29 protein-coding genes are annotated in these 26,932 nt (G+C 61.5%); 15 read left to right on the top strand and 14 right to left on the bottom strand.

Features of this window, described 5'->3' with window-relative positions; all coding sequences use genetic code 11:
• The first annotated feature begins 34 nt into the window (after nt 1-34).
• From ACK59H_RS02500 to ACK59H_RS02485, 4 genes are all read left to right on the top strand, one after another.
• Nucleotides 35-922 carry an EamA family transporter gene (locus tag ACK59H_RS02500; RefSeq protein WP_409264231.1) on the top strand — a complete coding sequence of 296 codons (888 nt, stop codon included), beginning with the start codon at nt 35-37 and terminating at the stop codon, nt 920-922.
• A gap of 57 nt (nt 923-979) precedes the next feature.
• On the top strand, nt 980-1,300 hold the full coding sequence (locus ACK59H_RS02495; RefSeq protein ID WP_060476578.1) for a YbjQ family protein: 321 nt from the start codon (nt 980-982) through the stop codon (nt 1,298-1,300).
• A 136-nt stretch (nt 1,301-1,436) separates the two neighbouring features.
• A complete protein-coding gene (locus ACK59H_RS02490) occupies nt 1,437-1,625 on the top strand; it encodes a hypothetical protein (RefSeq protein WP_060476577.1) in 189 nt (62 codons plus the stop codon).
• A 160-nt stretch (nt 1,626-1,785) separates the two neighbouring features.
• Nucleotides 1,786-2,088 carry a hypothetical protein gene (locus ACK59H_RS02485; RefSeq protein ID WP_060476576.1) on the top strand — a complete coding sequence of 101 codons (303 nt, stop codon included), beginning with the start codon at nt 1,786-1,788 and terminating at the stop codon, nt 2,086-2,088.
• Between the two features lie 73 nt (nt 2,089-2,161).
• Here the strand turns inward: ACK59H_RS02485 and ACK59H_RS02480 are convergent, their stop codons facing one another.
• Both ACK59H_RS02480 and ampC read right to left on the bottom strand, forming a co-directional pair.
• On the bottom strand, nt 2,162-2,494 hold the full coding sequence (locus ACK59H_RS02480) for a hypothetical protein (protein WP_060476575.1): 333 nt from the start codon (nt 2,492-2,494) through the stop codon (nt 2,162-2,164).
• 294 nt (nt 2,495-2,788) lie between these two features.
• Complete coding sequence (ampC, locus tag ACK59H_RS02475) at nt 2,789-3,925, bottom strand: class C beta-lactamase (protein WP_409264230.1); 1,137 nt, start codon at nt 3,923-3,925, stop codon at nt 2,789-2,791.
• Between the two features lie 116 nt (nt 3,926-4,041).
• On the opposite strand from ampC, the gene ACK59H_RS02470 reads away from it, so the two are divergent.
• Nucleotides 4,042-5,034 carry a bile acid:sodium symporter family protein gene (locus ACK59H_RS02470; protein ID WP_409264229.1) on the top strand — a complete coding sequence of 331 codons (993 nt, stop codon included), beginning with the start codon at nt 4,042-4,044 and terminating at the stop codon, nt 5,032-5,034.
• A gap of 155 nt (nt 5,035-5,189) precedes the next feature.
• Here ACK59H_RS02470 and ACK59H_RS02465 read toward each other — a convergent pair whose 3' ends face one another.
• Nucleotides 5,190-5,753: a TetR/AcrR family transcriptional regulator gene (locus ACK59H_RS02465; RefSeq protein WP_261745434.1), complete on the bottom strand. Its 564-nt coding sequence runs from the start codon at nt 5,751-5,753 to the stop codon at nt 5,190-5,192.
• Nucleotides 5,754-5,838: 85 nt separating this feature from the next.
• Here ACK59H_RS02465 and ACK59H_RS02460 point away from each other — a divergent pair, with 85 nt between their 5' ends.
• Nucleotides 5,839-6,570 (top strand): SDR family oxidoreductase, encoded by a 732-nt coding sequence (locus ACK59H_RS02460; RefSeq protein WP_261745435.1) that lies wholly within the window; start codon nt 5,839-5,841, stop codon nt 6,568-6,570.
• A 26-nt stretch (nt 6,571-6,596) separates the two neighbouring features.
• Nucleotides 6,597-7,190 (top strand): 2-hydroxychromene-2-carboxylate isomerase, encoded by a 594-nt coding sequence (locus ACK59H_RS02455; RefSeq protein WP_409264228.1) that lies wholly within the window; start codon nt 6,597-6,599, stop codon nt 7,188-7,190.
• A 37-nt stretch (nt 7,191-7,227) separates the two neighbouring features.
• Here the strand turns inward: ACK59H_RS02455 and ACK59H_RS02450 are convergent, their stop codons facing one another.
• The 3 genes from ACK59H_RS02450 to ACK59H_RS02440 all read right to left on the bottom strand — a co-directional run bounded on the left by ACK59H_RS02450 (nt 7,228) and on the right by ACK59H_RS02440 (nt 9,483).
• Nucleotides 7,228-7,773 (bottom strand): cupin domain-containing protein, encoded by a 546-nt coding sequence (locus ACK59H_RS02450; protein WP_027916793.1) that lies wholly within the window; start codon nt 7,771-7,773, stop codon nt 7,228-7,230.
• A 133-nt stretch (nt 7,774-7,906) separates the two neighbouring features.
• Nucleotides 7,907-8,440, bottom strand: a complete 534-nt coding sequence (locus ACK59H_RS02445) for a cytochrome b (protein WP_409264227.1) — start codon at nt 8,438-8,440, stop codon at nt 7,907-7,909.
• A complete protein-coding gene (locus tag ACK59H_RS02440; RefSeq protein WP_409264226.1) occupies nt 8,437-9,483 on the bottom strand; it encodes a catalase family peroxidase in 1,047 nt (348 codons plus the stop codon). The genes ACK59H_RS02445 and ACK59H_RS02440 overlap by 4 nt, the downstream gene beginning before the upstream one ends.
• 132 nt (nt 9,484-9,615) lie before the next feature.
• Between ACK59H_RS02440 and ACK59H_RS02435 the strand changes: the two genes are divergently transcribed.
• Together ACK59H_RS02435 and ACK59H_RS02430 are read left to right on the top strand one after the other, a co-directional pair.
• Nucleotides 9,616-10,137 (top strand): sigma-70 family RNA polymerase sigma factor, encoded by a 522-nt coding sequence (locus ACK59H_RS02435; protein WP_186477080.1) that lies wholly within the window; start codon nt 9,616-9,618, stop codon nt 10,135-10,137.
• Nucleotides 10,134-10,886, top strand: a complete 753-nt coding sequence (locus tag ACK59H_RS02430) for an anti-sigma factor (RefSeq protein ID WP_060476628.1) — start codon at nt 10,134-10,136, stop codon at nt 10,884-10,886. The genes ACK59H_RS02435 and ACK59H_RS02430 overlap by 4 nt, the downstream gene beginning before the upstream one ends.
• A gap of 56 nt (nt 10,887-10,942) precedes the next feature.
• Here the strand turns inward: ACK59H_RS02430 and xthA are convergent, their stop codons facing one another.
• Nucleotides 10,943-11,755: an exodeoxyribonuclease III gene (gene xthA / locus ACK59H_RS02425; RefSeq protein WP_186477082.1), complete on the bottom strand. Its 813-nt coding sequence runs from the start codon at nt 11,753-11,755 to the stop codon at nt 10,943-10,945.
• Nucleotides 11,756-11,918: 163 nt separating this feature from the next.
• Here xthA and ACK59H_RS02420 point away from each other — a divergent pair, with 163 nt between their 5' ends.
• The 3 genes from ACK59H_RS02420 to ACK59H_RS02410 are packed head-to-tail and all read left to right on the top strand — an operon-like array spanning nt 11,919 to nt 18,036.
• Nucleotides 11,919-12,569, top strand: a complete 651-nt coding sequence (locus tag ACK59H_RS02420; RefSeq protein WP_060476567.1) for an N-acetyltransferase — start codon at nt 11,919-11,921, stop codon at nt 12,567-12,569.
• A 53-nt stretch (nt 12,570-12,622) separates the two neighbouring features.
• Entirely contained in the window at nt 12,623-14,365 is a 1,743-nt protein-coding gene (locus tag ACK59H_RS02415; RefSeq protein WP_409264241.1) for an autotransporter assembly complex protein TamA, read from the top strand.
• Nucleotides 14,366-14,373: 8 nt separating this feature from the next.
• The gene (locus ACK59H_RS02410) at nt 14,374-18,036 is read left to right on the top strand and encodes a translocation/assembly module TamB domain-containing protein (RefSeq protein WP_409264240.1); all 3,663 of its coding nucleotides are present in this window, start codon (nt 14,374-14,376) and stop codon (nt 18,034-18,036) included.
• Nucleotides 18,037-18,042: 6 nt separating this feature from the next.
• On the opposite strand, the gene ACK59H_RS02405 is transcribed toward ACK59H_RS02410, so the two are convergent.
• The 4 genes from ACK59H_RS02405 to ACK59H_RS02390 form a co-directional block, all read right to left on the bottom strand.
• Nucleotides 18,043-18,579 carry a DUF2589 domain-containing protein gene (locus ACK59H_RS02405; protein ID WP_207869627.1) on the bottom strand — a complete coding sequence of 179 codons (537 nt, stop codon included), beginning with the start codon at nt 18,577-18,579 and terminating at the stop codon, nt 18,043-18,045.
• Nucleotides 18,580-18,673: 94 nt separating this feature from the next.
• On the bottom strand, nt 18,674-19,336 hold the full coding sequence (locus tag ACK59H_RS02400; protein ID WP_060476564.1) for a DUF2589 domain-containing protein: 663 nt from the start codon (nt 19,334-19,336) through the stop codon (nt 18,674-18,676).
• Between the two features lie 58 nt (nt 19,337-19,394).
• The gene (locus ACK59H_RS02395; RefSeq protein ID WP_060476563.1) at nt 19,395-19,775 is read right to left on the bottom strand and encodes a Mor transcription activator family protein; all 381 of its coding nucleotides are present in this window, start codon (nt 19,773-19,775) and stop codon (nt 19,395-19,397) included.
• Nucleotides 19,776-20,007: 232 nt separating this feature from the next.
• Entirely contained in the window at nt 20,008-20,466 is a 459-nt protein-coding gene (locus tag ACK59H_RS02390) for a hypothetical protein (RefSeq protein ID WP_060476562.1), read from the bottom strand.
• Nucleotides 20,467-20,613: 147 nt separating this feature from the next.
• On the opposite strand from ACK59H_RS02390, the gene ACK59H_RS02385 reads away from it, so the two are divergent.
• Nucleotides 20,614-20,802 (top strand): hypothetical protein, encoded by a 189-nt coding sequence (locus ACK59H_RS02385; protein WP_060476561.1) that lies wholly within the window; start codon nt 20,614-20,616, stop codon nt 20,800-20,802.
• A gap of 13 nt (nt 20,803-20,815) precedes the next feature.
• On the opposite strand, the gene ACK59H_RS02380 is transcribed toward ACK59H_RS02385, so the two are convergent.
• Nucleotides 20,816-21,190, bottom strand: coding sequence for a hypothetical protein (locus ACK59H_RS02380; RefSeq protein WP_060476560.1), 375 nt, complete (start codon nt 21,188-21,190; stop codon nt 20,816-20,818).
• 198 nt (nt 21,191-21,388) lie between these two features.
• Here ACK59H_RS02380 and ACK59H_RS02375 point away from each other — a divergent pair, with 198 nt between their 5' ends.
• Nucleotides 21,389-23,701: an acylase gene (locus tag ACK59H_RS02375; RefSeq protein WP_409264224.1), complete on the top strand. Its 2,313-nt coding sequence runs from the start codon at nt 21,389-21,391 to the stop codon at nt 23,699-23,701.
• 59 nt (nt 23,702-23,760) lie between these two features.
• Here ACK59H_RS02375 and ACK59H_RS02370 read toward each other — a convergent pair whose 3' ends face one another.
• Complete coding sequence (locus tag ACK59H_RS02370; RefSeq protein ID WP_261745445.1) at nt 23,761-24,483, bottom strand: UDP-2,3-diacylglucosamine diphosphatase; 723 nt, start codon at nt 24,481-24,483, stop codon at nt 23,761-23,763.
• A complete protein-coding gene (locus tag ACK59H_RS02365; protein ID WP_060476557.1) occupies nt 24,480-24,980 on the bottom strand; it encodes a peptidylprolyl isomerase in 501 nt (166 codons plus the stop codon). The genes ACK59H_RS02370 and ACK59H_RS02365 overlap by 4 nt, the downstream gene beginning before the upstream one ends.
• A gap of 243 nt (nt 24,981-25,223) precedes the next feature.
• Here ACK59H_RS02365 and ACK59H_RS02360 point away from each other — a divergent pair, with 243 nt between their 5' ends.
• Nucleotides 25,224-26,927, top strand: coding sequence for a glutamine--tRNA ligase/YqeY domain fusion protein (locus tag ACK59H_RS02360; RefSeq protein WP_060476556.1), 1,704 nt, complete (start codon nt 25,224-25,226; stop codon nt 26,925-26,927).
• The last annotated feature ends 5 nt before the right edge of the window (nt 26,928-26,932 follow it).

The following is a 26,932-nucleotide window of genomic DNA, read 5'->3' as shown; positions in this document are numbered from 1 at the left end:
AATATGTCTAGAACGCTTGAAGAAGGAAGCTGCAATGCCGCTCAAGGACCTGCTGATCGCCCTAGTGGTCATCATCGCCTGGGGAGTCAATTTCGTGGTCATCAAAGTCGGCCTGGATGGCTTGCCACCGATGCTCTTGGGCGCTTTGCGCTTTTTGCTGGTGGCGTTTCCTGCCGTGCTTCTGGTCAAGAGACCCAAGCTGCCATGGCGCTGGTTGATCGCCTACGGCGCGACCATCTCCCTGGGCCAATTCGCCTTCCTCTTTCAGGCCATGTACAGCGGCATGCCCCCAGGGCTTGCGTCGCTGGTATTGCAGTCGCAGGCCTTCTTCACGCTTGGCTTCGCTGCGCTGTTCCTCGGCGAGCGTCTGCGCCTGGCCAGTGTGCTGGGCTTGCTGGTGGCGGCGAGTGGCCTTGCGCTGATCGGCAGCGAAGACAGCGGTCATGTGCCACTGATTGCGCTACTGCTGACTCTGTGTGGCGGTGCTATGTGGGGCATGGGCAACATCATCACCAGACGCTTCGGCTCGGTGGACCTGGTGGCACTGGTGATCTGGGGCGGGTTGATCCCGCCGCTGCCATTTCTGGTCTTGTCCTGGTGGCTGGAGGGGCCGGAGCGCATCGCCCATTCTCTGGCAAACATAGGTTGGAGCTCGGTGCTGGCACTGGCTTACCTGGCATTCGTGGCCACCATGATTGGCTACAGCCTGTGGAGCAAGCTGTTGTCGCGCCACCCAGCGGGCAAGGTAGCGCCTTTTTCGCTGCTGGTGCCTGTTATCGGCCTGAGCTCTTCGGCCTGGTTGCTGGGTGAGCGGCTGACGGCGGTGCAAGGGTGGGGCGCGCTGCTGGTGATGCTCGGGCTGGTGGTCAATGTGTTCGGGGCGAAACTTGGGCAGCGCCTGCGGGCAGCCAGCGCGCAATAGGGAAGCACAGTACGGCTTTGGTAGACTCGGTATTTTACCCAGGCCAAGGAGCGCAATGTGATCATCTCTACCACCAGCCAGCTCGAAGGTCGCCCGATCGCCGAATACCTCGGCGTGGTGAGCTCCGAATCGGTGCAAGGCATCAACTTCGTGCGCGATTTCTTCACCCGGTTTCGTGACGTGTTCGGCGGGCGTTCGCAGACGCTGGAAGGCGCGCTACGTGAGGCGCGCCAGCAGGCAACAGAAGAGCTGATAGCGCGGGCACGGCAGTTGCAAGCCGATGCTGTGGTCGGGGTGGACTTCGAGATCAGCATGCCATCGGTTCAGGGTGGCATGGTCGTTGTATTCGCTACCGGCACGGCGGTGCGGCTGAGGTAGCTGAATGCCACTTGTCGGTTCGATGTTTTTTGTCCAGGCAGTCTGCATGTGACCGGCTAGTCTCATTTTCACAGGCCGTGTTCTTGGGGCCAGTCCAGTACTGGCCGGCGCGGTCGCCACTGAACGGAGACAGGGCATGAGCGATTCCTTTTACGAAGACATGAACGATGCTTTTCCGATCAACAGCCAAGTGCGTTGCGGCCAGGCAGCTTTCCGCCTTGGCTTTGCACACATGACGCTGGATGATTCAGAGGAGCTCAAGCCCGCATCAGTACAGCGCAGCAAGAAAGGCCGTTTCACGCCCCGGGTACCTGCACGCAAGTAAACCCATCAATATGTGAACCTACTCACAGTGCCCCGCCCAACGGCGGGGTTTTTGTTCATGTTGATTGACCCGGCTCATGGTAATAGCCGGTTGCGCTCGTAGCCGCTGCCCACTTGTGGTCTTCTTGTGTGGCATTCAGGCCAAAGAGGATTGAGCTTTCATGCGAGTCAGGGACGAGACGTATTGGCAATGGGCCGATGCCCAGTTGCATTGTCGCAGCCACGACGAGGTACTCAGCGATGGCACCTCGCTGGATATTCAAGTGCGCCTGTCGCGGCTCGGCGCGACGCAGTTGTTTCTTGGGTTATACGCGCGCGATGGTAGGTCGTTGCATGAGGAGTACTACCCAACACGGCCAGGCGAGACCATGACTCGCGCGCTGGTGTGGGGTGTCGACCGCGCTCGGGCCCTTGCCACGGGGGCTTTACCGATGCCTGGGCAGCCGCACCGGCTCAAGGCCTGAGCAAGTGTATTGGTAGCGGTCATGAAAAAAGCCCAGCCTATTCAGGCCGGGCTTGATTAATGATGATGGATGCTCAATTGAGCGATTCGATCACCTTGACTGCCTGCCGCTCACGGGCGGCGGGCCATTCTTGTTGCAGGGTCTGCAGAACGCGGCCAACGAACTCGGTGTCGGCTGCGGCCTTTTTGCCGACATAGCCCTGGCCACGGCGGTAGACCTTGAAACGAGCACGCATGCTGGGCAGGTGCGTTTCGAATTCATCCTCGACGGTGTTCGGCGGCAGGCGGTCAATACGCACCTCGCCGGTTTGGCTGACCCACAGCAGGTGGTCGTCGAGGCTGTCCTTACGAACGGCGAACAGCTCTGCCAGTTGATCGATAGTCGGATTGTTGTTCAGGTTCATCATAAAGCCCCCATCACCCAGTTGTTGTTGATTTTCGCAGTTGGCGCCACAGGTTGTAGCGCGCTACCAAGGCTGCTACAGCAGCATCGCAACAGGGGCTTTCTTACGCTGCCTTTTGGACAGATTCCCTCTCCACGGGCAGCCTGCGTTACCGCGCAGACCGCCTGGAACACCCTTGCCACCGCTCCCGATCGGGGAGACGGCTTCATCATGCCCAAGGCCGATGAAGGGCGTCAATGGTTTTGTAGTGAATTTTTTCATCCACTACATTTTGTCCGACAATCCTTTCCGCGTGACTTAGTGGTCGAGCTTTTCGAGGATCTTATAGGCGGCCCGCACGCGGGCTTCGTTGGGATAATTGCGGTTGGCAAGCAGAGCGATGGCTTTGCCTTCGGAGGGAATGAAAGCGGCGTATACACCGAAGCCATTGGTCGAGCCGGTCTTGTTGTACCAAGCCGCAGGCTGGGCTGGCAGTGGTGGGTTCAGGCGCTGAGTAGCCTGCGGCTGAAGAATCAGTTGAGGGCTGTTACCTTCGATCAGTGTGTTCAGTTGCACCGGGTACGCGTAGCGCTCCCAGCCCAAGCCTTGAGTCATGCTACCGACCTTGAAGTAACCTGCCTGGGTGATGGCCATGGCGTTACGCAGGGCCGGTGCCAGTTCAGCCGGTTGCATTTGTAGGCGCAGGTAGCGCAGCAGGTCGTTGGCACTGGTCTTGATGCCATAGGCTTGGTCAGCGTACGGACCTGGGCCAACGTGCACCGGGCGGTTCTGCGCGTCGTAGCCTTGGGCGTACAAGCCCTGGGCGCTGCTTGGCACCTGCAGATAGGTATGTCGAAGGCCCAATTGCGGCAACAGATGATCGGTCATTACCTCGGCGAACGGGCGATGTTGCGCACGTGCCGCGAGGTCGCCAAACAAGCCCAGGCTGGGATTGGAATAGCAGCGCTGAGTGCCGTGCTTAGTGCGCGGCTGCCAGTGCTGGAAGAATGCCAGGGTCTGCTCGGCGCTCTGTACCTCATCAGGGAACTGCAAAGGCAGGCAGTCCGCGCTGTAGGCGCCCAGTTCAAGGACGCTGACCTCGCCCAAGGGCGTGCCGGAGAGGGCGGGCTGGTACTTGCGTGCCGAAGCTTGCAGGTCGAGCTTGCCCTCGGCACTGGCCAGGGCAGCCAGGGTAGCGGTGTAGGTTTTGCTCAGTGAACCGATTTCGAACAATGTGTCAGCGGTCACTGGCCTGCCATCGGCTTTACTGGCGACGCCATAGGTGAAGTAGTGGGGCTGGCCATCGACATACACCGCAACGGCCATGCCTGCGATGTCCTGCTCTTTCATCAAAGGGCCAATGACCTGGTCGACCCTGGCCTGCAATGCGTCGGTAGCGTACACCGAACTGAAAGCGAACATCAGGCTAAGTGGGGCGAGACGTTTGATGATCATGCAATGTCCTTGTTAGGGATGTCCGTTGAGCGATATCCACCGGGGTTTCGGCGTTAGCAGGAAAAAACGCCAGACCTTATCGTCCATCGTTGCACAACGACAAGATGGAAACTGTTATGAAATATTTGCGCATGTTGTTCGACAAGTTCACCCTCTGCCTACTTGCGGTGGTGCTGACTGCCTCCGTGCTACCTTGCTCGGGCGACGGCGCGGTGTACTTTGGCTGGCTGACCAACCTGGCAATCGGTTTGTTGTTCTTCCTGCACGGTGCCAAGCTTTCCCGCGAGGCGATCATCGCCGGCGCCGGTCACTGGCGCCTGCATTTGTTGGTATTTTCCTGCACGTTCGTCATGTTCCCGTTGCTGGGGCTGGCGTTCAAGCCGTTGTTCGTGCCGCTGGTAGGCAATGAGCTGTACCTGGGGGTGCTTTATCTGTGCGCGTTGCCCGCAACTGTGCAGTCAGCCATCGCCTTTACCTCGTTAGCCCGCGGTAACGTGCCAGCGGCTATTTGCAGTGCTGCCGCGTCCAGCCTGATCGGTATTTTCCTGACGCCGCTGCTGGTGATGTTGTTGCTCGGGGCCAATGGCGATACCGGGTCGGGTCTGGATGCAGTGTTGAAGATCACCCTGCAGCTGTTGGTGCCTTTCGTGGCCGGCCAGATCGCACGACGCTGGATAGGTGCGTGGGTCAAGCAGAATGCTCGCTGGCTCAAGATCGTCGACCAGGGCTCGATCCTGCTGGTGGTCTACACCGCGTTCAGCGATGCAGTGGTGACTGGCCTGTGGCACACCGTATCACCACAGCATCTTGCGGGGCTATTCGCGGTCTGCGGCATCCTGCTGGCGGTGGTGCTGTTGGGCACACGCGTGCTTGGCAAGGTGCTGGGGTTCAATTTGGAAGACCGCATCACCATCCTGTTCGCCGGCTCCAAGAAAAGCCTCGCCACCGGCGTGCCGATGGCGCAGGTGCTATTCGTTGGGGCGGGTATTGGCGCGATGATTCTGCCGCTGATGCTGTTTCACCAGATCCAGTTGATGGTTTGTGCGGTGTTGGCGCAGCGCTATGCCGCCCGGGAGCAAACCAGTCAGGCGTTGGGTGCTTCTTCCTGATCACTGTGGCAAACCCGCTAGTTGGCCGTGCCTGAGGGATACGATCGATTAGCGGGTTTTCCAGCCCGTTGGCCCCGATAGCCTATTCGTGACGCCATGGGCGATCATCAAGTCTGGCCCGTGCGGCGCGAAGCGGTATGGGCCGCTGTTGCAAGTCAATCACCCTCATTCAGCGCCCTGACCACGAAGCCTTTACTGGCATCGAGCAACTGCTGCTGCACCTGCTCGCTGGCGAGCATGCGCCCGACCATCACCGCGCCGACGCACTGGCTGATCAGTACCCAAGCCAATTCCGAGTCTTCCAGCGTCTGGCTCCATGCGCCATGCAAAGTCACCAGCCAGTGTTCAGCCTCTTCGCGCACAGGCTGTTCGGCACGAGCGATCTCCACACCTAACGGCGGTAGCGGGCAGCCGCCCTCGGCATTGTGCAAGTGCGCCAGGCTCAGGTACTGCTGAAGGCATCGCGCCAGGCGCTCGCGACTTGCGCCCTGTTCGGCCAGTCGTGCCAAGGGGCTATTGCACAGCTCCTGGCGGACCACTTCGGTAAATAGCGCGTCTTTGGAGGGAAAGTGATTGTAGAAGGCGCCGCCTGTCAGGCCGATGGCCTTCATCAGGCCGGCCACGCCGGTGCCAGAAAAGCCACCGCGCTTGGCCAGCGCGCCGCTGCTGGCCAACAACCTGTCGCGGGTCTGCTGTTTGTGTTCTGAGGAGTAGCGCATGGCGGCCTCTGCGCGCTGCTTGACGAAGCGCTGATCTTAACATAGCGTTCGTTTACTAAACGATCATTCATTAATGGAGGCAGGCATGGGAGAGCAACCCAAGGTGGCGCTGATCGTCGGCGCCGGCGATGCCACCGGCGGCGCGATCGCCAAGCGGTTTGCCCGAGAGGGTTACGTGGCCTGTGTAACGCGTCGTCAAGCCGACAAGCTGCAGCCGCTGATCGATGAAATTCGCGGCGAGGGCGGCCAGGCCCATGGCTACGGCTCTGACGCTCGTAAGGAGCAGGAAGTAGCTGAGCTGGTCGAACGCATCGAGCGTGATATCGGGCCAATCGAAGTGTTTGTGTTCAATGTCGGCGCCAATGTCCCGTGCAGCATTCTTGATGAAACCCCGCGCAAATACTTCAAGGTCTGGGAAATGGCGTGTTTTGCAGGTTTTCTCACGGCTCAGGCCGTTGCCCGTAGGATGGTCACTCGCGAACGGGGCACCATTCTCTTCACCGGTGCAACGGCAGGTACCCGGGGGGGCGCCGGATTTGCTGCGTTCGCCGGCGCCAAGCATGGGCTGCGGGCGCTGGCCCAGAGCATGGCGCGCGAGCTTGGGCCACGTCATATCCATGTTGCCCATGTGGTGGTGGATGGAGCTATCGATACCGCTTTTATCCGCGACAGTTTCCCCGAGCGCTACGCATTGAAAGATCAGGCCGGCATTCTGGACCCGGTACACATCGCCGACAGCTATTGGTTCCTGCACACCCAGCCCCGTGATGCCTGGACCTTCGAACTGGATCTGCGGCCGTGGATGGAGCGCTGGTAAGTCTGGGGGGGCAAGGAGTGGATTAAATGAGCAAGACCGTAGAGTTCTACTTCGACCTGGGCAGCCCAGCCAGCTATCTGGCCTGGACTCAGTTGCCTAGTCTGTGTGCCCGCAATGGCGCGACCCTGAGCTATAGGCCAATGCTGCTGGGCGGGGTGTTTCAGGCCACTGGCAACGCCTCGCCGGCGATGATTCCGGCAAAAGGTCGCTACATGTTCGACGACCTAGGGCGTTATGCCAAACGCTACGGCGTACCGTTCGGACTGCCGCCCGGCTTCCCGGTGAACACGCTGACCCTGATGCGTGGGGTCATTGGTACGCAGCTGCATGCCCCGGAGCACTTCGAAACGTTGCTGGGCGTATTGTTCAAGGGGCTGTGGGAGCATCAGCGCGACCTGAGCGATGCGGCGGTGTTAGAACAGACACTGCGCCAAGCGAGTTTAGACCCTGTAGGGTTTCAAACCTTGGCGGCGGATGCTCAGGTCAAGGCGCAACTCAAGCACGCCACTGAGCAGGCGGTGGAGCGGGGTATATTCGGTGCGCCGAGCATGTTCGTCGCCGGTGAGTTGTTCTTTGGCCAGGACCGCCTGGACTTTGTCGAACAAGCGCTGCAACGATGAGCTACCAAGGCCTCGCGCTGGCGAGGCCGCAGCTCGGTCAGAAGTTTGCCGGCGTGTTGGCGCTGATGATTTCCGCCTCGTCCTGGCCGATGTTTTTGAAACTGTGTGGCAATGTGGTGGGAATGTAGTACCCGTCGCCGGAGTTGAGGATGCTCACCTGGCCGTCGACCCAGAGCTCGACAGTGCCGCGAGTCACCAGGCCACATTCTTCGCCTTCGGCATGCACGATCGGCTCGCCTGAATCGGCACCTGGGGCATAGAGCTCGCGCAACATGCGCATCTGCCGGGCCTCGACACTGGCACCGACCAACAGCATGCGTAAGCCATTGCGGCCAAGGTCTGGTTGCTCGCTGGCGCGAAACACGAAGCGCTCCTCGCGTACTGGCTCGTCGAAGCTGAAAAACTCGGCCAGGGTCATGGGGATCCCTTCGAGCAGTTTTTTCAGTGAGCTGACCGATGGACTGACACGGTTCTGTTCGATCTGCGAGATCGTCGAATTGGTCAACCCGCTGCGGCGGGCCAGTTCCCGTTGGGAGAGGTTGTTGCGTTCACGCACCAGTTTGAGTCGCGTCCCCGTGTCCATAGCCGCCTTGTAATCAGAGGTGTTTAAAATAATTAGCGACGCATTAAAACACACTCTGCAAGGTTGCGCGCAGTGCTTATCAGCGGGCGCGCGGCGCATGGCAATTGCCAGCGCCGTGCGGCTTAGCAGCTTTTCATTCGCCGCGTCTCACAGGGCCTGGCCACATGCTGCGCAACACCCCGTCACGCCTTACCAGGGCATGCATCAGCGCGGCACCCAAGTGCACCAGTACGGTGGCGAACAGCAGATAGCCGGCCCAGCCGTGGGCCTGGCGAAGCACCGCGTACAGCTGCAAGTCGTGCGGGGCGATAGCCGGCAGTTGCAGCGGGCGTGGGTAGCCACCGGCCGAAAGCATCGCCCAGCCCAGCAGCGGCATGGCCAGCATCAGCCCATAGAGCAGCCAATGGGATGCGCCTGCGGCAATGCGTTGCAAGGCTGGCAGGTCGGTGGGCAAGGGCGGGTGCGGTAAAGTCAGGCGCAGGCTCAGGCGTACGATCACCAGCACAAGCAAGGCCAGGCCCGTGGCTTTGTGCAGGTCGATCAACAGTGGATGGCGCAGGGACAGGTCGCCGACCATGCTCACGCCAATGAACAGCATGGCGATGATCAGCACCGCCATCAGCCAGTGAATCAGGCGTGCCAGAGGGTGAAAGACGTCGGGTTTCATTTCTGTGCTCCTTCGCCCAGGGATTCGCGGCTGCGGCGGTTGAAAGATTCCGAATAGGCGGCAGAACGGGCGGCGAGGATCGGATCGGCAGTGGGCTTGATGCCGCTGGGCAGGATCAATGGGTCGAAGTTCAAGTCGCGACAGGCGCCTTGTTCGGGAGCATCGACCTGCTCGATCACCAGCGTGCCGGCTTCAACGCTGCGCCGGTCAGCTGGCCATGGTCGAGCCGGGTCATCCACTGCATCATCCGGGTTGGCCAGCACCAGGCGCAGGGTCCAGCGCAGCGGCCCTTGGGCCAGGCGCCGTTGCAGGTCATGCTGTAGGAACAGCTTGTCATCGACCTGGCCTGGAAGGGGGCTGAACGCTGTTTGTGGTTCCAACTGCCACCGTACCGGATGCGCCGTACCGCTGGCATCGATCAGCTCAAAGGCATTGATGCTGTGGTATTGAGTGTTGGCGAAGCTGTCGCTGGGTTTATAGCTTGCGGCCCACTGACGAAACGCCGCGCTTTCCGGGTGCGCCGCGAAAAATGCCTGCATCTTGGCAGGGTTGGGCTTGCCAGTGGCGGGGTCTGGCGCGCCGGCCAGCACCTGGTCATAGAAACCTTGCGGGTTGCTTACTGCCAGTACCGGAGGGTTGTTCATGCCGGTTCGCCAGATCTGGCCATCATCGGTGCTCAGCTGGATCGCCATACTACGCACCGGTATTGCCGTATCCGGGGCGAATGGATTAGCTCCGCCGATTGCAAAGCGGCCGATCACCGGGACCCGCTCCTGGCTGAAAGCCCTTGCGGTGGACAACGTTGCAGCCTGGCCGCTGGCCTGGAAGTAGCCACTGACGCACAGGCCCTTGGCGTGGTTCTTGCGGTAGCCCGGATAGTGGCCGGCCTGGGCCTCGAAGGTATCGATGATGCGCTGAGGGGTCAGTTGCGGCCCGCCGATCCAGCCGGCGGCATAGGCGAAGCCTGCGCCCAGCGCCAGCATCACGGCGCCTATGCCGGCCAGGCGAAGCGCCTTGGCTGGGCCATGCAAGGGTGAGTTCATGGTAGATACCCGGTTCAGTGAGAAGGTGCCAGTACGACGTCCCAGGAAAAAACTTATTCCATGGCAGGGAATAGATTTTCTCGCCAGGCGTCTGCCCCATACACTGACAACCCTAGCGCCCGGTAACTGACCATGCACGATTTGGACGAACAGCAGTGGCGTGAGCTGCTGCAGCGCCTGCGGCGCTTCGCCGTTTGGCTGACGCGCGAACCCGGCAGTGCCGACGACCTCGTCCAGGCCACGGTCGAGCGCGCCTTGACCCGCCGCAGCCAGCAACGCGAAGGCGAGGCCTTGCGCGCCTGGCTGTTCACGATCCTGTATCGGCTGTTTCTCGACTCCAAGCGCCGGGAGCGCCTGCACGCGCGCTGGTTGTCGTGGTTCAGCCGCGCCGATGCCGCCGATGAACCGGTTGGCGACAATACCGAAGACATCATCCTGGCCCAAGCCGATTTGCAGGCATTCGCCCAGCTTTCTACGGAACAGCGCGCCTTGCTGTTGCTGATCAGCATCGAAGGGCTCAGCTACAAGGAGGCAGCCACGGCCTTGAACATCCCCATCGGGACGGTCATGTCGCGCCTCTCGCGCGCGCGCGCCGCCCTACGTGAACTGACCGAGGGCGCCCCCCAGCCGCCAGCCTTGCGGAGACTCAAATGAAACGCCTGATCCCTGGTGAAGACGAACTGCATGCTTATGTCGATGACCGCCTGGAGCCGGCGCGGCGTGCTGAAATACAGGCATGGCTGGCGGCCAACCCTCAGCAAGCGGCGCGGGTGGAGGCCTGGCGCAGCGATGCCAGGCGCCTTCGTGCCGCACTGGCGGGGTTGGGGGAGACCCAGGGCGCGGCGAAGCTCGACCTGCACCAGGTTCAGCAGCGGCTGCGCCAGCGCAGGCTACGGCGCGTGGCGTCGGCGGCGATGCTGTTGCTGGCGTTGGGCGTCGGCGGGCTCGGCGGATGGCAGGCTCGCCAGGTCACCTTGGCCAGCGATACGTTGCCAATGGCCGATGCCGTGCAGGCCCATCGGCTGTTTGCCGGCAGCCAGGCGCTGGACATTCAGGCCAGTGACCCTGAGCAGTTGCGCCAATGGCTGGGGCGGCATTTCAGCCGCGTGGGGCAATTACCGGACCTGGCGGGGTATGGCTTCGAGCCGGTTGGGGCGCGGCTGCTCAGCAACGAGCAGGGCCCCGCGGCGCTGCTGGTATTCCAGGACCGCAGTGGGCAACGCATCAGTTTGTTTTTGCGCTCGCCGGGCGATCGCTATGCAAGCATGCCGCAGGGTCAACGGGTGGATGGTCAGCTCGAGGCCCGCTACTGGTCGCATGGGGCCTACAACTTTGCCCTGGTCAGCGCGGCAAGCGATGGGCGTGGGGCGAGGGTGGGGGAGGCGTTGCGCTTGGGGTTGTGAGCAGCTGACCGGAGGCAAGACGCAAGCCGCGCCCCCGGTAGGCGGGTGAGAGTGCTTTAGTCCAACTGCAGCCAGATCGGTGCGTGGTCGGAAGGTTTTTCCATGCCGCGCAGCTCGTAGTCCACACCGGCTGCCTTGATCCGCGGCACCAGCGCCTGGGACGCCATGATCAGGTCGATACGCAGCCCGCGCTTGGGTTCGTCCTCGAAGCCACGGCTGCGATAGTCGAACCAACTGAAGCGGTCGGCCACTTCCGGGTGCAGGTGGCGGAAACTGTCCACCAGGCCCCAGCCCTTGAGGCGTTCCATCCACTCGCGCTCTTCAGGCAGGAAGCTGCACTTGCCGGTTTTCAGCCAGCGCTTGGCATTGTCCGCGCCGATGCCGATGTCGCAATCCTGGGGGGAAATGTTCATGTCACCCATCACCAGTATGGGCTGGTCATTCTTGAACTGCCCCTCAAGCAGCGCTTGCAGATCGCTGTAGAAGCGCTGCTTGGCGGGGAACTTGGTGGGGTGGTCGCGGCTTTCGCCCTGTGGGAAGTAGCCGTTCATGATCGTGATCGGGTTGCCCTGGGCATCGGCGAAGGTCCCCCAGATGAAGCGGCGCTGGGCATCTTCTTCATCCGTGGCGAACCCTTTGAACAGGCTCAGCGGGGCTTGGCGCGAAAGCAGGGCTACGCCGTAATGGCCTTTCTGGCCGTGGTAATGCACGTGATAGCCCAAGGCCTGGACATCGGCCAAGGGGAACTGATCGTCGCTGACCTTGGTTTCCTGCAGGCCGATCACGTCCGGCTGGTGCTTGTCGATCAGCGCCGCCAGCTGGTGCGGGCGGGCCCGCAGGCCGTTGATGTTGAAACAGACGATCTTCATGGAAAGACAATCCCGGTAAAAGCGCCGATGCTAACGAACATCGGCGTTGATCACCAGCATGCCAGCCTACTGCTGCCACATCGTGCGCGTGCCCAGGTGAACGATGTGCGCACGGGCACCTCCAAGGCATTGATATTGCCCTTTTTCAGAAGGACCGCCCGCCATGCCCGATGTCACTGCCGCCCAGGCCCGTGTCTGTACGCTCGATGACGGCTACCGCCGTGAGGCCCGCGCATTGTTGTACGACGCCTATCGGCACGATCCAACCTTCGCCTATATCTTCGAAGCGCATCGTCCAGGCTATGAGCGAAGGCTGCGAGTGATGATTCGCCATTGGGTGCGTCAGCACTTTTACCTGCAATTGCCAGCCATAGGCCTGCTGCTTGATGACCGCCTGATCGCCCTGGCTCTGATCGTGCCGCCGCAGCGGCGTCTGGGAGTCGCCGACAGTTGGGTCTGGCGCTTGCGCATGCTGCTGGGCGCTGGGCAGCGCTGTACCCGGCGCTACCTGGACTATCAGGCAGCCGTGATTGGCTGTGTGCCTTCCGATCAGGTGCATATGCTGCCGCTGTTAGGCGTTCACCCGCACTTTCGCGGCGGGCATTACGGTGAACAATTGTTACAAGCTGTTCATGACTGGTGCGCTGAGGACCCCAATACCCAAGGGGTCGTGCTGGACTCTGGCAACGAGCAATACCTGGCGTTCTATGCGCGTCAGGGCTATGAAGAGATTGGCGAGGTGGTACTGGGGCCGGTTCGGGAGAGGGTGTTTTTTCATCCAAATCCCGAGGTATCGCTGTCATCAATTGCCTGAGGAAGGCTGCCAAGTGCCTCCCTTGAGCGCTTGGCTCTGGTAGCATGCGCCGCATGACGTATTCAGGAAGATTCACCTGGGGCCTGGTTTTCTGGGCCGCCAGTTTTGCCGCATGGGGCCAGAGCGAGTTGCTGGTGAAGGTCAAGCCAGCCAACAAAGCACTCAAGGCCAATGTCGAAGGCTATATCGGCACCCTGGGGGACCGCGACGAAGAAGCGCTGCTGCGTTTCAGCCGCGGTGCCCAGGAGCAGGCGCGCAAAGCCGCGCAGGCACTTGGCTATTATCAGGCGCAGATCGACACCGAGGTCAATCCGCCTGCCCAAGCAGACCAACCCCCTCAACTGGTCGTCAAGATAGAGCCAGGTGAGCCGGTGCGCTTGCGCAACGTAACCGTACGCATCGAGGGGCCGGCCAGTGAGCTCAAAGCCTTCCGCGTACCTGACAGCAAGGCCCTGCGGCCGGGCGAGCAGCTCAATCATGGCCTCTACGAAGATGCCAAACGGCTTATCCAGAACCAGGCCTCGCGGTATGGTTTTTTTGCTGGCCATTTCACGCAACAGCGCCTGGCCGTCGACCCACAGGCCGGGGTTGCCGACATCGAGCTGGTTTACCAGAGTGGCCCGCGCTATCGCTTGGGGGCGGTGACATTCAGTGGCGACACCCCGCTGGACCAGGACCTGCTGCAGCGCATGGTTTCGTTCAAGCCTGGCACGCCCTACGACTCGGAACTGATCGCCGGCCTGAACAACGACCTGCAATCGAGTGGCTACTTCGAAGGGGTGCGGGTCGATGCCGCACCTACTGCGGCGGTGGGCGAAGACATCCCGGTGGATGTTCATCTCGAAACCCGCAAACCACGTACCCTAGGCCTCGGGCTGGGCTTTTCCACCGACGTGGGCCCACGTGGCAAGGCCAACTGGACCCGGCACTGGGTCAACCCCCAGGGGCACAGTTATGGTTGGGAAACAGAGCTGTCGGCGCCGCGGCAAAACGTCGGGTTGTGGTATGACGTGCCGCTTGATCCACCCTTGACCGACAAGCTGCGCTTCGCGGGCGGCTATCAAAACGAAGAAATCGCTGGCACCGATACGCTCAGCAAGCTGCTGACCGTCGGCCCCGAGTGGCACAGTAAATTGCCCAGCGGCTGGCAACGGGTCATCTCGCTCAAATACCAGCGCGAGGAGTATCGCCTGGGCGATGACTCGGGCTTGAGCAACCTGTTGATGCCAGGTGTGAGTTTTTCCTATCTGCGCAGTGACAACCGCATCGACCCGCACAACGGTTATCGCTTGCAGTTCGACACCCAGGTGGCAAAGGAAGGTCTGGTGTCCGATACCAATCTGTTGCATGCCAATGTTCTGCTCAAGGGCCTGACCACCCTGGGCCACAACCATCGTTTGCTTGGCCGGGTGCAGTTCGGGGGCAGCGCCACCAACGGCTACAAGAACAACATCCCACCTTCGCTGCGCTTCTTCGCAGGTGGCGACCAAAGCGTGCGCGGTTATGACTACCAGACCCTATCGCCCAAGAACAGCGATGGCGATCGTATCGGTGGCCGTTATCTGGTCGCAGGCAGTGTGGAGTACCAGTATTCACTGACCGAAAAATGGCGCGTGGCAACCTTCATCGACCAAGGTAACGCGTTCAATACCCTGGAGCTGCCAAGCCTCAAGACCGGGGTGGGTTTCGGGGTGCGCTGGGTCTCGCCGGTAGGGCCGTTGCGCCTGGATCTGGCCAAAGCGCTCGATGACGATGGCGGTATACGCCTGCACTTCTCCATGGGGCCTGAGCTGTGAAGCGTGCGTTGAAGTTGGTTTTGCTGGGCGTAGTGGGGGCTGTGCTGCTGGTGGCTGTGGTTTTGAGTCTGCTACTGGGCACCGAAGGTGGTAGTCGCTGGGCGCTGAGTCGCGTGCCTGGGCTCACGGTCGATGACTTCCAGGGGCGCCTGGCCGGCACCTGGCAGGCCAGCCAGTTGAGCTGGCGCGAGGGTGATAGCCTGGTTCAGGTGCAGGCGCCGCTGCTGAACTGGTCGCCGGCCTGCCTGCTGCGTGCCACGCTGTGCATCGAGCAACTGCGTGCAGAGCGAATCGACATGGCGTTTGCCCCCAGCAACACGCCAGCCGAGCCCGGCCCCGTACAATTGCCGACGCTGCGCTTGCCGTTGGGGATCGAAGTGGGGGAGGTCAGGGTTGGTCAGCTGCGTCTGGATGGCAGCGACCTTTTGGCCGATCTGCACCTGGCGGCCCATTGGACCGGCGCTGGATTGCGTATCGACAGCCTGCAATTGCAACGTGAGGACTTGCGCGTGGACCTGCAAGGTGATGTGCAGCCTGACGGCGATTGGCCGCTGCAACTGCAAGGGCAGGTGCAGTTGCCGGCAGTTGATGGCAAGGCCTGGCAACTGGCGCTGAGCGCCAAAGGTGAGCTTCAGAAAGCGCTTAGCCTCGATGCCACCAGCAGCGGTTATCTCGATGCCCGCCTGAGCGGGTCGATCCAGGCCTTGGCCGAACATTTACCGGCGACCTTGCAGATTCGTTCAGATGCCTTCAAACCTGCGGCCTCGCTGCCTGACACCTTGCAGCTCGATCAGCTGGTACTGAACGCCCAAGGCGATTTGCTCGATGGCTACCGGTTGTCTGGCACTGCCAGTCTGCCCGCCGAACAGGGCCCAATTGCACTGGCTCTGGCGGGTAAGGTAGATGCCAAAGGCGCTCAGCTCGATGCGCTGGACCTGACCGCCAGCGAAGCTCAACAGGTCAAGCTCAAGGCCAAAGCGGACTGGCAGCAAGGTCTGCAGGCTGATGCGCAACTCGACTGGCAGGACTTTCCATGGCTGCGGCTTTATCCGCTTGAGGCTGCGCCGCAGGTGACTCTCAAGCGGCTGAACGCTCAGGTGCACTACCGCGACGGTACCTACAACGGCAACTTCAATGGTGATCTCGATGGGCCGGCAGGTGCGTTCAACCTGGCCAGCCCATTCGAGGGTGACCTGGGCCAAGTGCGCCTGCCGCAACTGGCGCTGACTGCCGGGCAGGGCAAAGCGGCTGGCAGCGTCGCGGTACGCTTCGCCGACGCCCTGGCCTGGGACGTCGACTTGCAGTTGTCTGCCCTGGACCCTGCGTACTGGCTCGCTGAGTTACCGGGCACCCTGGCAGGCCCTTTGCGCAGCAAGGGGGAAATGAAGGGTGAGCACCTGAGCCTGGATGCCCAGCTCGACCTCAAAGGGCGCCTGCGCGGGCAACCAGCGCTGCTCAAAGTCCAGGCGCAGGGTGGCGGCCAGGACTGGACCCTTGGCGCCCTGGCAGTGCAATTGGGAGATAACCGCATCAACGGCAGCGGCAGCTTGCAGCAGCGTCTTGCCGGTCGCATCGACCTCGACCTGCCGCGCCTGGGCCAGCTATGGCCCAGGCTGCAGGGCCAGATCAAGGGCCGTTTGGACGTCAGTGGCACCCTGGATGCGCCACAGGGCAACTTGACCTTGCAGGGCCAGCAATTGGCGCAAGAAGATAACCGCATTCAGCGGCTCGATCTGCAGGCGAAGTTGGACAGCGCCCAGCGCGCACTGCTTGCGCTCAAAGCCGATGGCATCCGCTCGGGTGACACCGTGCTGGGTACCTTGCAAGCCAATGGCAAGGGCGATATTCGTCAGCAGGCGTTGACCTTGGCCCTTGAGGGGCCTCAGCTGAAGTTGAACCTGGGGCTCGATGGCCAGTTGAACAAAGGTGATTGGCGCGGGCGGCTGGCCACAGGCAGGATCCAGGCCGGCGGCCAGGACTGGCAGTTGCAGGGGCCGGCCCGTTTGCAGCGCTTGGCCAATGGTCAGCTGGATTTCGGCGCCCATTGCTGGCGCTCTGGCCAGGCGAGCTTGTGCGGTGAGGACCAGCGCCTGGCCCCCGAGCCTCGCCTGCGTTATCACCTCAAGCAGTTCCCGCTCGACAGCCTGGCGCAATGGCTACCCAAAGACTTCGCCTGGCAAGGCCTGCTCAATGCAGACGTAAACCTGGATATACCGGCTGGCGGCCCGAAAGGTAACGTTCGCGTCGATGCCAGTGGTGGGACGTTACGGGTTCGCGACCAGGGGCGCTGGATCGACTTCCCCTACCAGGCCCTGCGTGTAGACAGCACGCTGGCGCCGCGCCGGGTCGATACCCGCTTGGAGTTTCGCGGTGAACGCCTGGGCCAGTTGAGCCTGAACACGCGTATCGATCCGCTGGGTACCAACAAGCCGCTGTCGGGTGATTTCCGCCTGTCGGGTCTGGACCTGTCGATCGCCCGGCCGTTCGTGCCGATGGTCGAACAGTTGACGGGGCAGCTCAATGGCAGTGGGCGCTTGACCGGGACTCTGCTGGCGCCGCAGGTCAACGGCAACCTGGAGCTCAGTGGCGGCCAGGTCAGTGGTGCACAGTTACCGGTCAGCCTGCATGACTTGTCGTTACGGGCGCTGATTGCCGGTGAGCAGGTGCAGCTCAATGGCAACTGGCGCAGCGGCGATGCCGGGCGCGGCCAGCTCAACGGCCAACTGACCTGGGGGCAGGCTCTGGGTATGGACCTGCGGCTGCAGGGGCAGCAGTTGCCCGTGACCGTCGAGCCTTACGCCACCCTTGAAGTCGCCCCAGATCTGAACCTGCGCCTGATCGACGACAAGCTCGCGGTGACCGGTAAAGTGCTGGTGCCCAAAGGTAAGATTACCGTTCGCGAGCTGCCACCTTCGACCGTCAAAGTCTCGGATGATACGGTCATCGTTGGCCAACAGACCGAAGAAGGCAAGCCGTCCATGGCGATGGCAATGGACATCGACGTGGCGGTGGGGCAGGACAAGCTGTCGTTCAGCGGCTTTGGCCTGACTGCCAACCTGCTGGGCCATGTGCACATCGGTGACAACATGGACACCCGGGGTGAACTGAGCCTGGCCGACGGCCGCTACCGCGCCTATGGTCAACGCCTGACCATACGCCGCGCCCGGCTGCTGTTCGCAGGGCCGATAGATCAGCCTTATCTGGATATCGAGGCGATCCGCACCGTCGACGATGTGATCGCGGGCATTCGCCTCAGTGGCAGTGCCGAGCAACCCACGACTACCGTGTTCTCCGAGCCAGCCATGAGCCAGGAGCAAGCACTGTCGTATCTGGTCCTCGGACGCCCGCTAGGCAACTCTGGAGAGGACAACAACATGTTGGCCGAAGCGGCATTGGGCTTGGGCTTGGCCGGTAGTGCGGGCATCACCGGCAAGCTGGCATCTGGCCTGGGGATCGATGACTTCCAGTTGGATACCGAAGGCTCTGGTAACAGCACCAGCGTGGTGGCCAGCGGCAACCTGACCGAAAAGCTCAGTCTGCGTTATGGCGTAGGGGTTTTCGAGCCGGCCAATACCATTGCGTTGCGTTACAAAATGAGCAAGAAGGTTTATCTGGAGGCCGCCAGCGGGCTGGCAAGCTCCCTGGATATCTTCTACAAGCGCGACTTTTAAGAGGCATCAACGCACTGTAGCGGCTTCGACGAACTCGTTGGTTGGCTCGGGGGCAGGCGTGTCGGGCTTGCGCGTCGGCGTGATCAGCTTGGTGTATTCCTCGATCAAGCGGTTGAGCGCTTCAGGGGGTTCGCTGGCATGAAACTGCATGCGGATCTGCACTTCATCAGGGTCCCGGGCTTCGCCCTGGCGACCCTGCGCGCCGATGGTCACCTTGAAGCTGGCCGTGCTGGCTTTGTCACATTCTTCGCGTAGGGCGCGCAACTCTTCGGTAGCGTTGACCCGTACCGACAGGTCTACCTGCATGCGCTCGAGCGTCAGGCCCTTGGGAGCCACCAGGGCGAACAATGGCACGCGCATGATGTGCCGGTCGTCCATGGCAACCTCGACCATCTTGGCCTTCATCGGGCTGCCCAATGCCTGGGTATCACAATCGAAGAACTGGTCGAAAAGATTGATGTACTGCTGGGCGATCAAACTGTTGGTAGCCGCAGCGGCTTCCTGCAGACCACGGGTGATGTCCCGCAGGTCGATGGCGGTCATGGGGGCGGGTGAGTTGTCCAAGGTTTGGGCTCCTGAGGCAGCAAGAAGCCCCGCTGTCGGTAGCGGGGCAACCGGTCAAGCGACGAGCTGACAATCAAGGGGTGGGGGCGCTATTGCCAGCGGGTTGTTGCTCACCAGGCAGCGCTTTGAGCGTGTCGGCCTGGGAGATCGAGTCCTGGCTCTCGAGTGTCGAGGTTTTCACCACGGTCGGTTTGGTAGCGGCTTCAGTGAGAAAGTCGATCACTCGCATCATGGCCTCTGGCGGGTCCTGGCGACGCAGCGAGGTGTTGAACGCATAGCGTGCCCGGGTATCGGTCTTGCGAGTTTGCGTGGATTTGCTGCTGATGCTGCCTTTGACATCCAGCTTGAATGGCCCCCAGCCCAGGGACGCTGCAAGTTCGCCGGACTTGTTCGATTCGCTGAAGTCTTCGGCCATCTGGCTGATGGTCAGTTCGAACTCGACGTTGCCTTGTTCGATGGTGATGTTCGGGTGCGTGATGGCTGCCAGCAGCGGCACCTTCATGGACTTGCTGACGACGCCTTTGTACTCGCCTTGTTCGTCAACGATGGTTTCGTCGTAGTCGAACTGAATGGCTACCGCCTTGCCATCCTGGACACAGACCTGCATGAGGAAGTCTGCATAGGATTTACTGGCGGTGACCTGGGCCTGAACCATGGCCTGCAGGGGTGCAGCGATCATGCGGTCCATGGGCAGAGCATTGATGACCGAGCCGATGAGGCTATTGTCGATGGACATTGTTGATCTCTCTTCTTTCTAGGGTTGAGGACACGGCCGCTGTGGGCCGAGCGGGCCGTCAGCGGGCACATTGCTCCTGGCGACGGATGTTGCCGATCTGGCGAAGGCTCAAGCCGTACTTGTTGGCCAGCAAGCTGCGGGACAAGCCATTGGCACTTTCTCTCTGGATTTGCAGGTTGCGCAGTTGGCGCAGAAAGTGATCAGCCTTGGGGATTTCCAGGGCGACCCCTGCGAAGCGTTTGATCAGGGCGTCGAGGGCATCGGCCGGCAGCACGTCGGCAAGCTTGGTGCGTTCTCGATGTTTGGGTATGTACTTGGGCCTTCCGCCGTAGGCGCAAGTCAGCAAGTAAGCGTTTTCAATGCCGATGCATTCGATCAGGGCCTGCAACGAATGCGGTAACTGGCCGATGTCGATGGATGTGAGATCTGGCAGTTCCATAAGAGACTTCCTCGCGGTGGATGGGGCGCGATGCCTGTCGTTGGCATGGGGGAATTCTCGGTGAGCGACGAAGTGGGTCGCTAGGCGCCATGTGGGCTGGCAGTTGTAGCTTCGGTGAGTAAGGCTCGCAGGCAACGGTGTCGCGCAATGTAGGACGATGCCCTAGCGATGCCCTGCAGCCCCCATTTCACGGTGGGTTGTGTTTCCAGCATGCAGACGGTTGCCCGTACCCTTATTCGCATGGATAGCTCTTTAGCAAGGTGGCGCTGCCAAGGAAGGCATGGGGTTCGCTGGCGTTGCTCTGGGGCAATGTGCGCCAGTCGATGACCAGGCATAAGCTGTTCAAAGGCCGGCCATCGAGCTGGCCGATCACGCTGTCGGGAAAGCTTCGCCGATAACGCGCCAGGGTATTGCCAAGGGCTTCGACCTGATCCGCCCGCGCCAGCGTCTGCCTGGCCAGGCCTGGCAGCAGTGGGTGAGGCACCGTGAAGTAGGCATGCCCGGAGGTGGCCTGCAGGTGCCCAGCAGCACGGGTTCGTTGCCATAGCTGTTGCCATTGGCTATTGCCGGCCTGTGCCGCCAACTGGCTGCCCAGCTTGTGCAATTGTTCGGGCGGGGCTTGTTGCGTCTCCAGGGCATGGATGGCAAGTGACGGGGTGAGTAGCATGATCAACAGCGGTAGATGGCGCATAGTCCCTCCAGCATGGGGTGTGAAACCTAATGCTTTCAGGGCTCGATGATCGCGCTAAGCAGGAAATACACCGCTTCAAGCCATCGCCGTTGTATCATTGCGCTCGCTCGTTGCGAGCCAATTACCCTGATGTTGAAGGAATCTTCGATGACACACGTGCAGCGCCTTAAATACTCGCTTCTGATCATACTGGTGGTGCTGGGCCTGATGCTGGGCCTGTCGCACCTGCAGAAGCAAGGCACGATCAGTGAACAGACCTTCCAGATGCTGGCCATCGCCATTGCCGTGGTTGTGGTGGTGGTAAACGGCATTCTGCGGCGCAAGGTCAAACCCTGACGCCAGCTTAGGATCAGCGCGGTAAGGCCTGCTCGAGCACGGCGCGCGCTTCGGGTTCGAGGCTATAGCATTTGTCGCTGCCCAGGCTGATCACGCCTTCGGCGCAGAGCCGTTTGAGCACTTCTCGTACGCTCAGGAACGACAGTGGTATGTCCAGTTGTTCCAATTGCGCGTGTACCCCCCGCACCCCGATACTTCGCCCACTGCGCTGTGCACTGTACAGCGCGTCGATCACCTTCAGGCGAATCAGGCTGGTACGCAGGCCGTAGCTGCGCAGCAGTTCGCGAATCTGCTCGTTGCCGGTTCGCTCGTCCACGCAGGCCGCCGCTGCACTTACCGGCTTGCCTGGACTACCCCCGGTGTGCGCTGTGAGTCGCGGGTTGTACATGTGAATGCTCCTTTTCGTGGACTTTCCCGAAATTTCGGTGGCTCACTGATAGGACGAATGAGCACGGCAAATCTGCAGTCTGTGGCTGATAAAAATCTGCCCTGCGTTCATGAAGACGGCTCGCGCAGGCTGAGCGCGTAAATTTTCATCGCGCCATTCGTCTGACCAGGGATACCCCCCTGAATCCGAGGAGTGCCTGTGTTGCCAATATCGCGTCCATTGACCTGTGCCAGCCTGGCCGCTGCCCTGGTCGCCTTTAGTGCCGCAGGACAGGCGCGGGAGGCGGGCAGCGATGACGCTGCGCAAATCCGCCGCACCAGTTTTGGCATCCCCCACATCGTCGCCAAGGACGAGCGTGGTCTGGGCTATGGCATTGGTTATGCCTATGCCGAGGACAACCTGTGCCTGCTGGCCAACGAAGTGCTCACGGTCAATGGCCAGCGCTCGCGCTACTTTGGCGCCGAGGGCGTCACGCTTGAACAACGCGCAAACCTTGCCAGCGACCTGTTCTTCACCTGGCTGAACAAGCCAGCGGCGGTCGATGGCTTCCTGCAGGCTCAGCCTGGCGCAGTACGTGAGTTGCTCCAGGGCTATGCCAACGGGTTCAACCGCGCGCTGGCCGAGCGTCGTCGCCAAGGCCTGCCAGCGGAATGCGGCGATGGCCAGTGGGTACGGCCGATCAGTAGTGAAGACCTGATCAAACTGACGCGCCGGATGCTGGCAGAAGGCGGGCTGGGCCAGTTCGCCGAAGCGCTGGCGGGGGCACAACCGCCCAAGCAGGCCGCGCAGCAGGCCGCTCAGAGCTTCGACGTGGCAATGGCCCAGCAGCAGCGCTTTGCCTTCGAGCGCGGCAGCAACGCGGTAGCGGTGGGCGCTGAGCGCTCAGCCAACGGCCGAGGCCTGCTATTGGCCAACCCGCATTTTCCGTGGGTAGGCGGCATGCGTTTCTACCAGATGCAACTGACCATTCCCGGCAAACTGGACGTGATGGGCGCTGCGCTGCCTGGCCTGCCAGTGGTCAACATCGGCTTCAATCGTCACTTGGCTTGGACCCATACGGTGGACACCTCCAAGCACTTCACCCTGTACCGCCTGCAACTGGACCCCAAAGACCCGACTCACTACCTGCAGGACGGCAAATCGGTGCCGATGGCGCAGGAAACCATCAGCGTCACGGTCAAGGCCGCCGATGGCACCCTCCACCAGGTTGACCGCCAGGTCTACAGCTCGAATTTCGGGCCGATCGTACAATGGCCAGGCCGGTTGGACTGGGATACTCAAGCGGCCTTCAGCCTGCGCGATGCCAACCTGGACAACACGCGTGTGCTGCAGCAGTGGTACCGCATCAACCGCGCCGACAGCCTGGGTGAGCTGAGAGGGTCGATCGAACAGTTGCAAGGTATTCCATGGGTCAACACCTTGGCCGTCGATGCCCAAGGCACCGCGCTTTACCTCAACCAGTCCGTGGTGCCTTATGTCGATCAGCAACTGCTCAGCGAATGCGGCGATCCCGCAGGGCAAGGGCCGCTGGTAGTGCTGGATGGCGCTCGCAGTGCTTGTCGGTGGAAGGTCGATGCCCAGGCCGCGCAGCCTGGTATTTTTCCGGCAGCGATGCTGCCCAGCCTGGAGCGCAGTGATTATGTGCAGAACTCCAATGACCCGGCCTGGATGACCAACCCGGCTCAGCCACTGATGGGCTTTTCGCCGTTGATCAGTCGTAACGATCAGCCGCTGGGTATGCGCGGGCGTTTCGCTCTGCAACGTTTGCAAGGCAACACCAAGCTCAGTGTCGACGACCTGCAGCGCATGGTGCTGGACGACCAGGTGTACCTGGCCGATCTGGTCCTGCCCGACCTGCTGCAGTGGTGCAAAGGGGAAGGGCAAGACGTGCAGGGCGTGTGCTCGAGCCTTGCTGACTGGAATGGCAAGGCGGACCTGGACAGTGGCGTGGGCCTGATGCACTTCCAGAACTTGTTCGAGGCGTTGGCCAGAGATCCGCAAAGCTGGCGTGTGCCTTTCGACCCGGCAGACCCGCAACACACACCGCGTGGCCTGGCGGTCGAGCAGGCATCGGTGCGCAAGCTGTTGCACGATGCGGCTCTGGCTTCGATGCAGCAGGTGGCTAAGGCCGGTGTGGCGCCGGGGCGGCGTTGGGGGCAAATTCAGCAAGCTGCCGATGGCACGCCGGTGCCAGGTGGGCCGCAACAGCTGGGGGTCTATAACGCAATGTTCAGTGTGCCCAATGGGCCAGGCAAACGTCTGGTGGTCAGCGGCACCAGCTATTTGCAACTGGTGAGTTTCACCGAGCAGGGGCCGCAGGCGCGTGGGCTACTGGCGTTTTCGCAGTCCAGCGAAGCGGGCTCGGCGCACTTCAGCGACCAGACCAAGGCGTTCGCCGCCAAGCAACTGGCACCGCTGCCTTTCACCGAGGCGCAGATCAAGGCGGACCCAGGGTACCGTCAGTATGCAATCAGCGAGCGGGACAAGGATGCTGTGGCTAGCCAGCCTTGAGGCCCTGGCCGACACTGCCCCCGTCGCGGGTCAACCGGCGACGGGGCAGTGTCGGCAGGTCAGGAAAACTCGAATGGCTCCAGAGCAAAGCCCTGGGCATCGACCTGCAGAACCCAGCCCCGGCGATCCCAGTCCCCCAACACGATGCGCCGTGCCGGTTCACCTTCAACTAATAACTTGTGAATCGCCGGCCGGTGAGTGTGGCCATGCACCAGCGTGCGCACCCCGTGGGCTGCCATCACTTTCGGCACTTCGTCCGGCGTCACGTCGACGATGTCGGTAGCCTTCGTGCGCACCTGTGCCCGGCTTTCGTTGCGCAGTTTGCGTGCCAGCTTCTGGCGAGTGGCCAGCGGCAGGTGCCGCAGAACCCAAAGGCTTAACGGGTTACGCAAGTAACGGCGCATCTTCATGTAGCCGACGTCCCGCGTGCACAGGGTGTCGCCATGCATCAGCAACACCTGCTCACCGCCCAGCTCGATCACGCTCGGGTCAGCCAGCAGTGTGCAGCCGGCAGCGCTGCAGAACGCCTGGCCAATCAGGAAGTCGCGGTTGCCATGCATCAAGTAGATCGCCGTGCCGCTGTCGCTGAGTTGGCGCAGGGCCTGGCAGATCGACTGCTGGAACGGGGTCATGGCATCGTCACCGATCCACGCTTCGAAAAAGTCGCCGAGGATGTACAACGCTTTGGCGTGACGGGCGCGCCCGTCGAGCAGATCAAGAAACGCCCGGGTAATGTCCGGGCGTTCTTCTTGCAAGTGCAGATCGGAGATCAGCAGGATCACTCAATGATCTCGGCTTTCTCGATGATCACGTCATCCTTGGGCACGTCCTGGTGGCCAGCCTTGGAGCCGGTGGCGACTTTTTCGATGGCATCGACAACTTCACGGCCTTCGGTCACTTCACCGAACACGGCGTAACCCCAGCCTTGCACATTCTTGCCGCTGTGGTTGAGGAAGTCGTTGTCGGAGGCATTGATGAAGAACTGCGCGGAGGCGGAGTGCGGCTCCATGGTGCGGGCCATGGCAATGCTGTACTTGGTGTTCTTCAGGCCGTTGTCAGCCTCGTTCTGAATGCTAGGGCGGGTTTGCTTCTGTTTCATGCTGGCTTCGAAGCCGCCGCCCTGAATCATGAAGCCCTTGATCACACGGTGGAAAACGGTGCCGTTGTAGTGGCCGTCCTTGACATACTGAACGAAGTTTGCGGTGGTCTGTGGGGCTTTTTCGGCGTTCAGTTGCAGAACGATGTCGCCGTGGTTGGTGGTCAGTTTGACTTTGGACATGCTGAAATTCGCTCTTTCAAGGCATACAGGAAAATAGGCTGCGCTGGGCGCGTGTAGTGACCAGACGAAGCATCGGCCAAGCGCGACACATGTGCATGGCCCGCAGCGGCCATTTTGCACGGCTGGCGATAAATCGCGCCAGTTTGTCGGTGCCCGGCTGTCAGCAGCTTGACTGCTTCGGCTATGATAGGCCCTTTGATTCAATCGGCCTACCCAGGCCGGACACGTGCATTCAAGGATCCTATGAGCAAGCCCACTGCCGACAACGCGCCCAACGCCGCTACCAAAGGCGCCCCCGCTGTCCCTGCGAACTTCCTGCGGCCAATCATTCAGGCCGACCTGGACTCGGGCAAGCACAGCACCATCGTCACCCGTTTCCCGCCGGAGCCCAATGGCTACCTGCACATTGGTCATGCCAAGTCGATTTGCGTCAACTTCGGCCTGGCCAAGGAGTTTGGCGGCGTGTGCCACCTGCGCTTCGACGATACCAACCCGGCCAAGGAAGACCAGGAATACATCGACGCTATCCAGCGCGACGTCAAGTGGCTGGGCTTCGACTGGGCAGGCGAGGTGCGCTTTGCCTCTGACTACTTCGACCAGCTGCATGACTGGGCCGTTGAACTGATCAAGCGTGGCAAGGCCTATGTCTGCGACCTGACCCCTGATCAGGCCAAGCAATACCGCGGCAGCCTGACCGAACCTGGCAAGAACAGCCCATTCCGCGAGCGCAGCGTCGAAGAAAACCTCGACCTCTTCGCACGCATGAAGGCTGGCGAGTTCAAGGACGGTGAGCGCGTGCTGCGTGCCAAGATCGACATGGCTTCGCCGAACATGAACCTGCGCGACCCGATCCTGTATCGCATTCGCCACGCTCACCATCACCAGACCGGTGACAAGTGGTGCATCTACCCCAACTACGACTTCACCCACGGGCAGTCGGACGCCATCGAAGGCATCACCCACTCGATCTGCACCCTCGAGTTCGAAGGTCACCGCCCGCTGTACGACTGGTTCCTTGACAACCTGCCGGTACCGGCGCACCCGCGTCAGTACGAGTTCAGCCGCCTGAACCTGAACTACACCATCACCTCCAAGCGCAAGCTCAAGCAGTTGGTCGACGAAAAGCACGTCACCGCCTGGGATGACCCGCGCATGTCGACGCTGTCGGGCTTCCGCCGTAGGGGTTACACCCCGGCATCGATCCGTGCATTCTGCGAAATGATCGGCACCAACCGTTCCGACGGCGTGGTCGACATGTCGATGCTCGAATTCTGCATCCGGGACGATCTGGACCGTACTGCCCCGCGTGCCATGTGCGTGCTGCGCCCGCTGAAAGTGGTCATCACCAACTACCCGCAAGGCCAGGTCGAGCAGCTCGAACTGCCGCGCCACCCGAAAGAAGACATGGGTGTGCGGGTGTTGCCGTTCGCCCGTGAGTTGTACATCGACCGCGACGATTTCATGGAAGAGCCGCCCAAGGGCTACAAGCGCCTGGAGCCGGGCGGGGAGGTACGCCTTCGCGGCAGCTATGTGATCCGTGCCGACGAGGCGATCAAGGATGCCGAAGGCAACATCGTCGAGCTGCACTGCTCGTACGACCCCGACACCCTGGGCAAAAACCCTGAAGGCCGCAAGGTCAAGGGCGTTATTCACTGGGTGCCTGCCCAAGACAGCGTCGAGTGCGAAGTGCGCCTGTACGACCGCCTGTTCCGCTCCGCCAACCCGGAAAAAACCGAAGAAGGCGGCAGCTTCCTAGACAACATCAACCCCGACTCGCTGCAAGTGCTCAGCGGTTGCCGCGCCGAGCCGTCGCTGGGTCAGGCGCAGCCTGAGGACCGCTTCCAGTTCGAGCGCGAAGGCTACTTCTGCGTCGACCTCAAAGACAGCCAGCCGGGGCGCCCGGTGTTCAATCGCACCGTCACCCTGCGTGACTCCTGGGGGAGTTGAGGAAC

The sequence above is a fragment of the Pseudomonas sp. KCJK9000 genome, from assembly GCF_046230725.1.
GTDB classification, from domain to species: Bacteria; Pseudomonadota; Gammaproteobacteria; order Pseudomonadales; family Pseudomonadaceae; genus Aquipseudomonas; species Aquipseudomonas promysalinigenes.
Note: the sequence above shows the minus strand (reverse complement) of the source record. Positions and strands in the feature narration are given on the sequence as shown.